Below are 13,350 nucleotides of genomic sequence, written 5' to 3' on the forward strand. Positions count from 1 at the left end.
CGCTGGGGTGTACCGCTYCGTTGGTTKGTCGCGCACAGGGTRCGCTCCYACAAGGTGCGCCGTCCGTCGCGGGACAGCGGCGGAGAAACTACCCCCGCTTCTGCAACCAATCCCCCAGCTGCTTCAACACCTGGCTGCGCGCGGGCTCGGCTTCATTGAACAGCTCGTGATACAGCGAATCGAAATAGCGCGTGGTGACTTTGTTGCCGGCCCAGCTGGCCGATGAAAAATCGCGGCTGCCGGAGGGATTGACCAGCTTGTCCGCCCCCGCCACCAGCAGCAGGGTGGGGATGGCGAGCTTCGATGCATCGGCGACTGCCGCGTCGCCTGCGCGGAAAATGAAATCCGCCAGGCGCGGCGTGATCCAGCCATGCCGCAGCGGATCGCGGCGATAGGCCGGTTCCACCTGCGGATCATGCGAGAGCTTGTCGAACGGCAATCCATTCGGCAGCGGTAGATTGGGCAGCGACCTGGCCAGTGTGGCCGCCAGCTTCTGTCGCCACACCGGCTCCCAGGTGCGCAGGGAAGGGGAGGACAGCACCATCGCCCCGGGCTGCACGCGGCGGTCGAGCACGGCGCGCGCCGCGACCAGGCCGCCCATGCTGTGGCCTAGCAACAGCGGCCGCTGTGGCCGGGCCTGAGCGTAGTCGTTGTAGACGATCGCCAGGTCTTCGAGCAGATCATCCGGATGGGACAGCGCGCCGCGCCGTCCGGGCGACTGGCCGTGGCCACGCTGGTCGTAGCTGCGCACCGCATAGCCGCGCGTGCGGAACCACGCGGCCAGGCGCTGGTAGCGACCGCTGTGCTCGCCCAGCCCATGCACGATCAGCACGGCGTCCTGCGCCCGGCTGCTGGGCCAGTCGCGCACGAACAGCGTCTGGCCATCGGCCATGGTGAGGGTGTGGGAGCGTTCGCTGCCCTGGTCGCCCGGGTGGTTCACATTGCGCACTCGACGGTAAAGGCCTGCATTCTGCAACAAGCGACGCATTTTTGGCGCTCTGCCATGCGGCCAAACAAAAGGGGAGCGGACTGGCCGGCTCCCCTTGACGCACTGCACGACCGGCGCGGGCGCCGGCCGGATCATCAGAAGTCCGCGCGGAACTCCACGCCAATAATGCGCGGGTCGTTGACGAACGCGGTGCGGTTGTTGAAGTCGATCGCACCGGTGATGTACTGCTTGTTGGTGATGTTGCGGCCGTACAAGGCGATTTCGCGCTTGCCGAAATCCCAGTTGTAGCCCACGCGCACGCCACCCTCGAGCATCGGCTTGCCGCGGAATTCCTCCGAGTCGTACAGGAAGAAATTCACTTCGCTGCGGTAGGCCCAGTCGGTGTAGATGAAGAACTCGCCACTCTCGCCATAGGGGATGCCGTAGCGCGCGGTGAAGTTGCCGATCCACTGCGGTGCGTTCGGCAGCGGGTTGCCGTTGACCAGCGCATTGCCGTCGGCGTTGAGCGGATCGAGCACGGTGCAGCCCGAGCCGCACACGGCCACGGCCAGGTTCGGGTCGTCCAGCTTGGTGTGGTTGTAGCTGCCGCCGGCGGTGAGGACGAAGTTCGGCGTCACGTACGCTTCCAGATCGAACTCGGCGCCGTAGCCTTCGGTCTTCTTCGCGTTGATCAGGCGCGTGACGTTGATGTCGCCGCCCACCGCGGTGAGCTGCTGGTTGTGCATGGTGTAGTCGTACACGTCGGCGTTGAAACGCAGACGGTTGTCCATGCCGGTGGTCTTCACGCCCAGCTCGTACGAGGTGATCGTCTCGGGCTTGGCCTGCGAGATGAAGTCGGCAAACAGCACGCGGCCCTGCACGCTCGGTGCGCGGAAACCGTTGGCGATACGGCCATACACGTTGACGTTGGGATTGAGTTCCCAGGTGCCGGTGAGGTCGCCGCTCCAGCGCGCGTCATGCGGGTTGGCGCTAAGCGACAGCGGGCCGCCGCCGATCGGCGACAGGATGCGATCAACGTGGAAGTCGCGCGAATCGTGCGACCAGCGCGTACCGGCACGCACGTCGAAATCGTCGGTGATGTGATAGTCGGCCGAACCGAACACCGCATATGCCTTGGTGGTCTGCGCCTGCTGCGCATAGCCGTCCATCACGTGGTTGGCCAGCGTGTTGTAGTCGTAATTGACGATCGCGATGTTTTCGTAGAAGTAGTACGCGCCGACCTGCCAGTTCAGGCGATCCTGCTGGTTGCTGGCCAAGCGAACTTCCTGCGTGATCTGGCGATCGTGCGGCAGCGCATCGGCGGTTTCCGACGGGAACGGCGTGACGGCCTTGTCCTGGCTGGGATTCAGCGGAATGGCGATACCGCCGTCCACGTCGCCGAGGCTGTACGTGGTGGCCTTCTCGAAACCGGTGATGGAGGTGAGCGTGTAATCACCCAGGTTCCAGGTGAGGTGCAGGTTGCTGCCCCACGAGAACAGGTGCTGGCGGTTGAGGCCGTCCTGATACACCACGTTGCGGTCAAAACCCTGGACCAGGCTGTCGCTGCCCAGCGGAATCGCGTTGGCGCGGTTGACCATCGCGCTGCCATCCAGCCAGCGGCCGTGCACATTGATCAGCGCGTTGAAATCCTGCACGTCGTACATGGCCTGCAGACGCACGGCGCGGTCGTTGTAGCCGCCCAGGTCGTCCTTCTTACCGGTGTAGTCGTTGTCGATCCAGCCGTCGCGATGCTGCGCCAGCGCCGACACACGGCCCGACCAGTTGCCGCCCAGCGAGCCACCGAGTGCGGCTTCAGCATTGGCGGTGCCCTTCGTGCCGTAAGAAGCCTTGGCGTAACCGCTGGTATCCTGGCTCGGCTTCACCGAGTCGAACTTGATCACGCCCGCCGGCGAGTTACGGCCGAACATGGTGCCCTGCGGGCCGCGCAACACTTCGACCTGCTGCAGGTCGAACAGCGGGAAGCCCTTGAGGATGGGGTTTTCCTGCACGATGTCGTCGTACACCATCGACACAGGCTGCGACGCATTCAGATCGAAGTCGCTGTTGCCCAGACCGCGGATATAAAAACGCGGGAACTCACGACCGTAGGAAGTCTCGGCGTACACGCTCGGCGCGCGGCCGGCGAGCTGCAGCACGGTGTCACCCGCCTGGCCGTAATTGCTCAATTGCTCCGCCGTCACCACCGTCATGGAGACCGGCACCTTCTGCAGGTTTTCGACGCGCTTTTCAGCGGTCACGTTGATGGTTTCGAGCTGGACGGCCTTGCCGCTTTGTCCCTTGGCCGCGCTAGCGGCGGGTGGGGTCGCGTCCTGTGCGAAAGCAGTCGTTCCTGCGGCAAGGGCACTGGCAATGGAAAGGGCGAGCAACGCGAAACGCGTCTGGCTGGCGGCGGTCATTGGATGGTCCCCGGAGAATGGAAGCAAAGAGCGGATAGAGGCGGAAAACGCCGCAAGAAGTCAGCGTAAGAAGGCGGCTTAACGATATTGTCACGTAATTCTGGCAAGGGTTGAAGCGAATTTTCTTTCGAAAAGTTGGCAAAACCCCTTGACGCCCCCATGTCTCTCCCTCTGAGAGCGGCTTGAGCGACACTTAAGTCCATGCCCCTGCACGATTTTCATCCAGCAGTTGCGGCCTGGTTCCAGGGAGCCTTTCCTGAACCCACGGCGCCCCAAAAAGCGGCTTGGCCATCCATACGGTCAGGCCGGCACACGCTTGTGGCCGCACCGACAGGCTCAGGCAAGACGCTGACGGCGTTTCTCTCCGCCATCGATGGCCTGGTGCGCGAAGGCCTGGCCCACGACGGCGCACTGCCTGAAGCCACCACCGTGGTCTACGTGTCGCCGCTCAAGGCACTGTCCAACGACATCCGCATCAATCTGGAAGCGCCGCTGGAAGGCATCCGCGCCGAACTGGCCAAACTAGGCCTGCCCGATGTGGACATCCGGACGGCCGTACGCACCGGCGACACACCGCAGGCCGAGCGCAACCTGATGCGCAAGCAGGCGCCGCATATCCTGGTGACCACGCCCGAATCGCTATACATCCTGTTGGGCTCTGAGTCGGGTCGCAGCATGTTGTCGACGACGCGCACGGTGATCGTGGATGAAATCCATGCGCTCGCTAACAGCAAGCGTGGCGCGCATCTGGCGTTGTCGTTGGAGCGGTTGGAGTCGTTGTGTCAGCGACGACTGTTGCGGATTGGGTTGTCGGCGACGCAGAAGCCGATTGAGGATGTGGCGAAGTTTTTGGTGGGGGCAGATGCTCTGCTCCCTCTCCCCTCCGGGGAGAGGGCTGGGGTGAGGGGCCAATCTAGCGATACGCTCGCAAAGAAGCGCGCTTCGAAAAAGACCGAGGCAAGCCCCGACCCCTCATCCGACCCTTCGGGCCACCTTCTCCCCGCAGGGGAGAAGGAAAACAGCGTCAACATCATCGACGTCGGCCACGCCCGCGACCGCGATCTGGCCATCGAAGTCCCCCCAGTCCCCCTCGAAGCCGTCATGTCCAACGACTGCTGGGAACTGATCTACAACCGCCTCACCCAACTGGTCGAGTCGCATCGCACCACCCTGGTCTTCGTCAACACCCGCCGCATGGCCGAACGCGTGGCACGCCACTTGTCCGAACGCATGGGCAAGGAAGCCGTCGCCGCGCATCACGGCAGCCTCGCCAAGGAACAACGCCTTGACGCCGAGCAGCGCCTCAAGCGCGGCGACCTGCGCGTGCTGGTGGCCACCGCATCGCTGGAACTGGGCATCGACATCGGCGACGTGGATCTGGTGTGCCAACTCGCATCACCGCGTTCCATCGCCGCCTTCCTGCAGCGCGCCGGCCGCTCCGGCCACGCCGTCAACGGCACGCCCAAGGCTCGCCTGTTCCCCACCTCGCGCGACGACCTGGTGGAATGCACCGCACTACTCGATTGCGTGCGCCGCGGCGAACTCGACACCCTGATCCAGCCGCCGCAACCACTGGACGTGCTCGCGCAACAGATCGTGGCGGAAGTCGCCTGCCAGGAATGGAGCGAAGACGCGCTCTACGACACGCTGCGTCGCGCCTATCCCTACCGCGATCTCACCCGCGAGCAGTTCGATGCCACCGTGCGCATGCTGGCCGACGGCTTCACCACGCGGCACGGCCCACGCGGTGCGTATATCCATCGCGATGCCGTGAACCGGCAATTGCGTGCCCGCCGCAATGCGCGACTCACCGCCATCACCTCCGGCGGCGCCATTCCCGACACCGCCGATTACCTGGTGGTGCTGGAGCCGCAGGCCACCATCATCGGCACCGTCAACGAAGACTTCGCCGTGGAAAGCCTCGCCGGCGACGTGTTCCAGCTGGGCAACACCAGCTACCGCATTCTTCGCGTCGAGCGCGATCGCCTGCGCGTGGAAGATGCCCAGGGCGTGCCGCCGAATATCCCGTTCTGGCTGGGCGAAGCGCCCGGCCGCAGCGCCGAGTTGTCGCATGGCGTGTCGCGCCTGCGCGAGGAAATCGCCACGCGTCTCGACGAAGGCGGCGTGCCAGCCGTGCTGCATTGGCTGATGCACACGCTCGGCATGAACGAGTCTTCCGCGCAGCAGCTGGCCGAATACATGGCCGCCGCCAAGGCCGCGCTGGGCGTGCTGCCCACGCAGGAAACGCTGGTGTTCGAGCGCTTCTTCGACGAATCGGGCGGCACCCAGCTGATCATCCACACGCCCTGGGGCAGCCGCATCAATCGCGCCTGGGGCCTGGCGCTGCGCAAGCGCTTCTGCCGCCAGTTCAATTTCGAACTGCAGGCAGCGGCCACCGAAGACGCCATCGTGCTGTCGCTGTCCACCAGCCACAGTTTTCCGCTGGAAGAAGTGGCGCACTACCTGCACTCCAACACCGCCGAACACGTGTTGATCCAGGCCTTGCTGGACGCGCCGCTATTCCCCGCGCGCTGGCGCTGGAACGCCACCACCTCGCTGGCCCTGCCGCGCTTCCAGGGCGGCAAGAAAGTGCCGCCGCAACTGCAGCGCATGAAGAGCGAAGACCTGCTCGCCGCCGTCTTCCCCGATCAGGTGGCCTGCCTGGAAAACATCGTCGGCGAGCGCGAGATCCCAGATCACCCGCTGGTCAACCAGACCATGCACGACTGCCTGCGCGAAGCGATGGACGTCGACGGCCTGCTGCACATCCTGCACGGCCTGGAAGACGGCTCCATCCAGGTAGTCGCGCGCGACCTGGCCGCCCCCAGTCCGCTCGCCAGCGAAGTACTCACCGCCGCGCCGTACGCCTACCTCGACGACGCACCGCTGGAAGAACGCCGCACCCAAGCCGTGCAATCCCGCCGCTGGTCCGACCCCGAAAGCGCCGACGACCTCGGCCGCCTCGATCCCGACGCCATCGCCTCGGTACGCGAAGAAGCATGGCCGCAAGTGCGCAGCGCCGATGAAATGCATGAGGCCCTCAYCATTCTCGGCGGCATCACGCAGAGCGAAGCAGATGCGAACGAAGGCTGGAACGACTGGCTAAAGAGCTTGGCCAAAAATTCCAGGGCCACGCGCTTGGCTCCCTCTCCCCTCCGGGGAGAGGGTTGGGGTGAGGGGTCACTCTTGCCCCAGTCCAGCTCCGCGCACATCTGGACCACCGCCGAATCCCTACCCAAGTGGCAAGCCGTCCACCCAACGGCGACGCTGCACCCACCCATCGATACCCCGGCCGAATACGCCGCGCAACCCTGGACCCACGAAGACGCCCTACTCGAACTAGTCCGCGGCCGCCTGACCGGCTCCGGCCCCATCACCGTCGCGCAACTCGCCACATCACTCCAAGTCGAGCCCAGCGCCATCGACCTCGCACTGCTGCGCCTTCAATCCGAAGGCTACGTCATGCAAGGTCACTTCACGCCCGGCACGCACGACATCGAATGGTGCGAACGCCACCTGCTCGCACGCATCCACCGCTACACCATCGGCCGTCTGCGCCGCGAAATCGAACCCGTCAGCCGCCGCGACCTGATGCGCTTCCTGTTCGAATGGCAGCACGTAGCCCCCGGCGCACGCCTCAGCGGCCCCGATGCACTCCCGGCCGTGCTGACCCAACTGGAAGGCTTCGAAGCCGCCGCCGGCGCCTGGGAAAGCGAACTGCTGCCGACGCGCATCAACGACTACTCCATCACCTGGCTGGACGAGCAAATCCGCGCCGGCCGCGTCAGCTGGAGCCGCCTGCGCAGCGGCACCGGCAATGGCGGCGGCCCCGTGCGCGCCACGCCCATCGTCCTGCTGCCACGCCGCAGCTCGCCCATCTGGACCAACGCCGCGGCCACCGATGCGAACCCGCAGGACATCGTCGTCTCCTCACGCGCGCAAGCCGTGCTCGACGCATTGCGCGACCACGGCGCCCTGTTCTTCGACGAACTGCTGAGCGACACCCACCTGCTGCGCACCGAACTCGAAGACGCCCTGGGCGAACTCGTCGCCGCCGGCCGCGTCACCGCCGACAGCTTCGCCGGCCTGCGCGCCCTGCTAGTCCCCGCCGCCAAACGCGACGCAAACCGCCACCGCCGCCTGCGCAGACACATGCTCACCGGCATCGAAGACGCCGGCAGATGGTCATTAGTAAGGTCAAACCGCGCAACTCTTCTCCCCTCCGGGGAGAAGATGCCCGGCAGGGCAGATGAGGGGCGGGTGCTCGCGGCAAGGTCGCCAAATGCGAGCACCAAACTCGACCCCGACCACCTGGAACACATCGCCCGCAGCCTCCTCCGCCGCTACGGCGTCATCTTCTGGAAACTGCTGGAGCGAGAAGCCTCCTGGCTCCCCACCTGGCGCGAACTCCTACGCGTCTACCACCGCCTGGAGGCACGAGGCGAAATCCGCGGCGGCCGCTTCGTCGAAGGCCTCGTCGGCGAACAATTCGCCCTACCCGAAGCCATCACCCGCCTGCGCGCCGTACGCCAGCAAGAGCCGCAAGGCGAACTCGTCCTCATCAGCGGCTCCGACCCACTCAACCTGGTCGGCACCGTCCTGGCCGGCAACAAACTCCCCGCCGTCACCGGCACCCGCGTGCTCTACGAAGACGGCGCCGCCGTAGCGGCCTGGGTCGCCAACAAACCGCAATGGCTGGTGGAATCGACCACCGCCCAGCAACAGCTGTGGCGCAACGCATTGCTGCGCCGCGCGGATGCGGATGGTCTTAAAGCGGATGCGCGAGCTGCGGGCTTCTAGCTCGCCATTCCGGCAAGCGCCCTGAAAAAGGGAAGGGCGGCGGTGTTTCTTAGCTCGTCATTCCGGCGAAAGCCGGAATCCAGCGCCTCTATGGCCGGCTGTCGCGCGTGATATCCATCGGGCTCTTCAGAACCCAGCCATCACTCACTGTAATCCCCGATATAAACCAACAACCCATCCCTCTCCCGAAACTCACTGCGCCCATTCAACGTAATCGACTGCCCCGCCCGCACCCCATTAGGCAGGTCAACCGCAAACGTCCCATCAAACAGGATATGCACCGTCGCCGTCCCGTCGCGCTCCTCATAGGCAAGAATCACCTGCCGCCGCGCCGAAAACAGAAAGCTCGAACTCTGCGCCAGATGCCGCAGCTCATCGACCCCAAACGTCCGCACGCTCAACACCCCGGCCGTATAGTTCTCGAACACCACCTCGCGATGCATCGTCGCCGTCATGCCGTCGACATCCATGCGGTTATAGGCAGCCAGGTAACGTTCGATCAGCTCGCGCATGGCGCATCCTTCAAAAAAGCAGGCGCCAACACCGGCGCGACAGCGCAAAGTCTACGTTAACCGCGCCAGACAGCCGAATTCCCACCCCAAAACCCACCCACCCCCGTCGACGCCCCCTCCCGACCCCGCTACCATGTCCGCCCCAAGCCAGCGCAACGCCGGCACGCATGGGCCTATAGCTCAACGGTTAGAGCAGGGGACTCATAATCCCTTGGTTCGAGGTTCGAATCCTCGTGGGCCCACCAAATTTGCAAGTCTTCTGGGACTTGGTGTGCACTTACCCATAAATTGGCCGTTTTGGCCAAATTATGGTCACCTCTTACCCATAATTTGTCCGCTTCATGTAGTAGCTAAGGTCCGCTCACGACCCCTGTGTGTGCTGAGGAGCTTCAATGGCCCTGATGACTAAACGAGACGTAGCGCGGCGCCAGCTGTTGGTGGCGATCCGTTTGCTTTGGGCTGGGGAAGATCTCGTGGCCGTCTATTCGCTAGCCACGAATGCCTGGGAAATTGTGGATACCTTGGCCAGTTTCGCGGGCATCGATAGTGCTTCTAATCAAGTCCGACGGAACCTGGGTGCGGGCGAAGACCTGAGGCTTGACTACATCAACTCGCCGCATCGAAACTTCTTCAAGCATGCTAAGAGCGACCCGACCGCCACTGTTCCACCATTGAAGGAAGGCAACGTCGACGGGCTGATCTTTCTCGCCGTCGAGGATTACATCCAATTTTATGGATCGTCCCCGGTGGAGTTTCAGGCCTACCAGCTTTGGTATCTCGCTATGCATGAGGAAAAAATTTCCTCCCACAGGCTGAGCGATGTCCTGCAGTATACCCGCCAATGTTTTCCTGGTATCCGCCAAGTGCCTCGCCCTCAGCAGTTGCAGATGGCGCAGACCCTCGTTGCATCGATGCGAGACGATCCAGCGCTGATAGCTGATTCGCGTACAGAGCCCAGCCGCTAATACGGAAAGACCTCAACACGAAGGAGATGCGTCGCGATGGCTAAACAGCGCAGGGCGGAAGTGTTGTCGTTCTTCAACGATCGATGGTCAAAGGCAAAGGAAGAAAACCGAGAGGTAGCCGTCGCCGCGCTCACCGAGGCGTATGACCGCTTTCATGCAGAGGGTCTGGCCGACAATCACTTTGACGAATCTTTGCTAAGCGAAAAAGAAGCACAGCGAGAGGCTCGCATGGGCGAACTGCTCTTTGCGATGTTGCTTTGGCAGTCTGGATTTGAACTCTCCTCCGCCAGCGCAGGGCCGGACTTCCGCGCAACCAAAGGCGACACCCGGCTCTGTTTTGAAGTCATCACACCCGAGCCCATTGGTTTGCCAAAGGACTATCTGCAGAAGTTGGAAGCCGGTGTATCTGTTGCGCGCAGCGTTCCACATAGGGAGCGCGCCCTTCGCTGGACCCATGCCCTAAAAACGAAGTCGGATAAGTGGACTGGCATCGGCGACGAGCCCGGCTGGTTGGAAAAAGGGACAGTCGATGCGCATGAGCCATACATTGTCGTCATCAACTCTTTTCTTTTGGATCAGTGGGGATGGGAAATCGATGGCGTAAGCGGCTACCCGTATCCAACAGAGATTTGCTTCGGCCTAGGGCCATTTTCAATAGCCATCAATCCGAAGACAGGACAGAAGGCCGGCGAAGGTCATCAGTACCAGCCAGCCATAGACCGAGGTGAGCGGGAGCCGGTGTCATCTGCCGTGTTCCTAGCAACGGGCTATGACAACGTTAGCGCAGTGTTGGGCTGCTATCTGACCGATGAGCGGATTCCGTTCGGCGTAACACCAGTGACTGAGCTGGTTCATAACGGTAGAGCGAATGTCGCCGTCCCCCGGGGGCTCGTTCCGGCGCAGCGGGAATGGTTTTGCCAGAACGATGAGTTAGGCATCGCTATCAGCAACGAGAAGGGGAGCCTCGGCTAGGACCGGCTGTCCCATATGCCGAGACGTCCCCGGCGTACCGTCCCGGGCATGGGCGAAGATTTTTTATTGAGTGGCAGCAGGCCTCCATGAGTGGCCGGGCATAGACCGTCGCTTGGCACTCTTTTCGCTCGATGCGAACTCGTCGTCCGCGCCTTTTGTGAAGTGCCACTTCTCACTAACCGGATGCGTCGTATGCCAGCAGGTTTTTCGAAGCTGAGTGACCGCTCTCGACCCACAACGGACATTCTGTAAAGTGGCAACAGGGATCGTCGATCAGGGGGATTTGTGACAAGTCATCAACGGATTGCCGCGCTGGTTCTTCGACTAGTCGGGGTCATTTGGACCGCATTCTTTGCGTTGAGCTGGAGCCTGTATTTGGCTGAGATGGCGCTCGGTGTCGAAGTGCAGCGCTACCCAACGCACACAATCATCGGCAACGTTGCGTACGTCGCACTAGGGCTATTTGTGATCGCCTTTTCGAAACCGCTGGGACGCTTGATCGCTCGAGGGCTGGAGTCTTAGTAGTAAGGTCTGCTCACGACCCATAGTGGACGTCACATAGAAGCGGTGAAATCGGTCATCCACAAGATCGGATAGAGGGCGCGGACGCGCCGTACAAAATCTGGGAATACGAAGCTGGACATTGGTTGGGGAGCGTGACGGTCGACTCCGCTGAGGAGGCCATGAAAGCCGCCGAAACTATCCAAACTCGCTCTTATGGAGCTGTATTCATTCAGCCAATCCAGAAATCGGAGCGGATACCTCTTTCTCAGTTTAGAGAGAGGGTGAGAGGCGATGCCTAAGGTCCGCTCCCGACTGCGGTTTCAGCCGGTCGTTGCAGTGAAAGCGCTGTGGGCAGATAGTGATATTGGGAAGTTAGCGGGCCGGCCTCGCATGCATAAGCTGTGAAGGCTAGGCGAGATAGCACTTTTGGGGTTGGTGGCCAGCCGGATTTCTTATGCGACTTGCTGATTTCATTGAGATTAACGCTCGGCTGATTGCTGATGGCGCCCAGGCGTTTGCCGGAACCCTGGCCCCCGATGGCGCGCACTTCGACGCAGCGACGTTGCGTGACCACATTCCCGAAATATTGGCGACGATAGTGCTCGATTTGCGAACGCCTCAAAGCGCACACGAGCAACAGGCAAAATCTGAAGGAAATTCACCGATCGTGGTTGGGCCGAAATCTGCCGCGAGGGATCACGGCAGGCTCAGAGCAAAGAGCGGCTTCGAAATCGAACAGATAGTCGCGGAATACCGCGCACTGCGTGCCGCCGTGCTTCGCCTCTGGGCCGCCGAGCACGCTCTCGACCAAGAGGGCATCGAAGACATCATTCGCTTCAACGAAGCCATTGATCAGGCCGTTGCGGAATCGGTCGCCGATTTTTCGAAGGAGGCTGAGTCATGGCGTCAGGTTTTCCTTGGGGTGCTTGGCCACGATCTCCGCGGTCCGCTCAACGTCATCGTTATGACGTCTGAGTTGATGTCGCGCATGACGCAAGATACCCCCTTCTCTGAGCAAACGGATCGCATTATTCGAAGCGGGAAGCGGATGAATAAATTACTGGACGATCTTCTTGATTACAGCAGGACAGCCCTTGGAATGGGCATCCGCATCGTTCGAACGGAAGGGGACCTGTGCGAGGCCTTGAATGAGGAAGTCGATCTGCTTCGTGCGGCATTGCCGGAAGCCACCATAGAGTTCGACGCGACTGGACCTGTGCGAGGGCAGGTCGATGCTTCGCGAATCCGCGAAGCGCTCAGCAATCTTGTGACAAATGCCGCCAAGTACGGCGATCAAGGCGCTGATATCCATGTTTTGTTATCTGGCGATGCCGAAGAGATTCAGCTCGTTGTACGCAATCAGGGTGCCACCCTATCGTCTGATTCGTTGACGGCATTGTTCGAGCCGCTACAACGCGGGCATCGTGAATCGGAGACCGGCCATCAGCAAAGTCTAGGGCTCGGACTATTCATTGTGCGTGAGATCGTGAAAGCGCACGGCGGAGCGGTGACTGCCAGCTCTTCCGGAAAGACGACAGTGTTCACAATGCGAATCCCATGCAAACCACCCAGACTCGAAACGTCGAATCCATAGGCCGCCGCCGGGCTGATAGATGGTCACCGCCAGCTGACGACCGAGAACAGGGGGCCAGTCGAGGGGTCCGCACCCGTCAACTGCTGTCAACTGTTACGAGCGCAGAGACCCGTCGGTTATTTTACGAGTTGCTCAGTTCTGATCATCACAGAGCAGGGGCGGGATCATAGGCACAAGCGCGCGCCATGCCTCCATCATTTGCGCATCTTGTTCGGTGTAGCCATGATCAACTCTCTATAAGTTGGTGATGGTTAGCGGGTCGTGGGTGTTCTAGCACTCACGGCCCGCGCCTCATGACCGGGTGGTCATGGTCACTCGCGAGGCCGTGCAGCACGACAGCGCGAGTGACTGGCTGACCCTAACAAGCAGGGTTGGCATCGTCTGTCTGGGTTAGGCGAGATGGATGTGCGCGTGGCCGCAAGCGAGCGTGAGGGCGAAGAGGTCCGCTTCCGACTGCGGTTTCAGCCGGTCGTTGCAACGAATTGATGAAATCGTTCGGCCGGTGTTTCGAAGTTTAGAGTCTTTCTCGGCCTTCCGTTCAAGCGCCTTGCCACGGCGTTGAGTTGCGCTTGGGTGAGGCCAGACAGATCCATGCCTTTGGGAAAATATTGCCGCAGAAGACCGTTGGTGTTCTCGTTCGAACCACGCTGCCATGGGT

Annotated in this window: 8 protein-coding genes and 1 tRNA gene; 5 read left to right on the plus strand and 4 right to left on the minus strand. The window is 62.0% G+C overall.

The window, feature by feature from the left end:
- Window positions 1-88: 88 nt before the first annotated feature.
- A complete protein-coding gene (locus tag AC1DMG_RS14320) occupies window positions 89-988 on the minus strand; it encodes an alpha/beta hydrolase (protein ID WP_441602050.1) in 900 nt (299 codons plus the stop codon).
- Between the two features lie 95 nt (window positions 989-1,083).
- On the minus strand, window positions 1,084-3,345 hold the full coding sequence (locus tag AC1DMG_RS14325; RefSeq protein ID WP_441602051.1) for a TonB-dependent receptor: 2,262 nt from the start codon (window positions 3,343-3,345) through the stop codon (window positions 1,084-1,086).
- A 201-nt stretch (window positions 3,346-3,546) separates the two neighbouring features.
- Between AC1DMG_RS14325 and AC1DMG_RS14330 the strand changes: the two genes are divergently transcribed.
- The gene (locus AC1DMG_RS14330; protein WP_477180672.1) at window positions 3,547-8,145 is read left to right on the plus strand and encodes a DEAD/DEAH box helicase; all 4,599 of its coding nucleotides are present in this window, start codon (window positions 3,547-3,549) and stop codon (window positions 8,143-8,145) included.
- A gap of 140 nt (window positions 8,146-8,285) precedes the next feature.
- On the opposite strand, the gene AC1DMG_RS14335 is transcribed toward AC1DMG_RS14330, so the two are convergent.
- Window positions 8,286-8,657: a nuclear transport factor 2 family protein gene (locus AC1DMG_RS14335; protein WP_441602053.1), complete on the minus strand. Its 372-nt coding sequence runs from the start codon at window positions 8,655-8,657 to the stop codon at window positions 8,286-8,288.
- A 169-nt stretch (window positions 8,658-8,826) separates the two neighbouring features.
- Between AC1DMG_RS14335 and AC1DMG_RS14340 the strand changes: the two genes are divergently transcribed.
- From AC1DMG_RS14340 to AC1DMG_RS14355, 4 genes are all read left to right on the plus strand, one after another.
- Window positions 8,827-8,902, plus strand: a tRNA-Ile gene (locus tag AC1DMG_RS14340).
- Between the two features lie 147 nt (window positions 8,903-9,049).
- The gene (locus AC1DMG_RS14345; RefSeq protein WP_477180673.1) at window positions 9,050-9,622 is read left to right on the plus strand and encodes a hypothetical protein; all 573 of its coding nucleotides are present in this window, start codon (window positions 9,050-9,052) and stop codon (window positions 9,620-9,622) included.
- 36 nt (window positions 9,623-9,658) lie between these two features.
- Entirely contained in the window at window positions 9,659-10,594 is a 936-nt protein-coding gene (locus AC1DMG_RS14350; RefSeq protein WP_477180674.1) for a hypothetical protein, read from the plus strand.
- A 958-nt stretch (window positions 10,595-11,552) separates the two neighbouring features.
- Window positions 11,553-12,692, plus strand: a complete 1,140-nt coding sequence (locus AC1DMG_RS14355) for an ATP-binding protein (RefSeq protein WP_477180675.1) — start codon at window positions 11,553-11,555, stop codon at window positions 12,690-12,692.
- A gap of 461 nt (window positions 12,693-13,153) precedes the next feature.
- On the opposite strand, the gene AC1DMG_RS14360 is transcribed toward AC1DMG_RS14355, so the two are convergent.
- The coding region (locus tag AC1DMG_RS14360; protein ID WP_477180676.1) for a transposase at window positions 13,154-13,350 on the minus strand (197 nt) is incomplete at its 5' end.

This window comes from Dyella sp. 01N36 (genome assembly GCF_056399745.1).

Bases quoted from the DNA above. Each gene is read 5' to 3' on its own strand.
- AC1DMG_RS14325 (WP_441602051.1), bottom strand. From the start codon at position 3,345: ATGACCGCCGCCAGCCAGACGCGTTTCGCGTTGCTCGCCCTTTCCATT.
- AC1DMG_RS14335 (WP_441602053.1), bottom strand. From the start codon at position 8,657: ATGCGCGAGCTGATCGAACGTTACCTGGCTGCCTATAACCGCATGGAT.
- AC1DMG_RS14350 (WP_477180674.1), top strand. From the start codon at position 9,659: ATGGCTAAACAGCGCAGGGCGGAAGTGTTGTCGTTCTTCAACGATCGA.
- AC1DMG_RS14320 (WP_441602050.1), bottom strand. From the start codon at position 988: ATGCGTCGCTTGTTGCAGAATGCAGGCCTTTACCGTCGAGTGCGCAAT.
- AC1DMG_RS14355 (WP_477180675.1), top strand. From the start codon at position 11,553: ATGCGACTTGCTGATTTCATTGAGATTAACGCTCGGCTGATTGCTGAT.
- AC1DMG_RS14345 (WP_477180673.1), top strand. From the start codon at position 9,050: ATGGCCCTGATGACTAAACGAGACGTAGCGCGGCGCCAGCTGTTGGTG.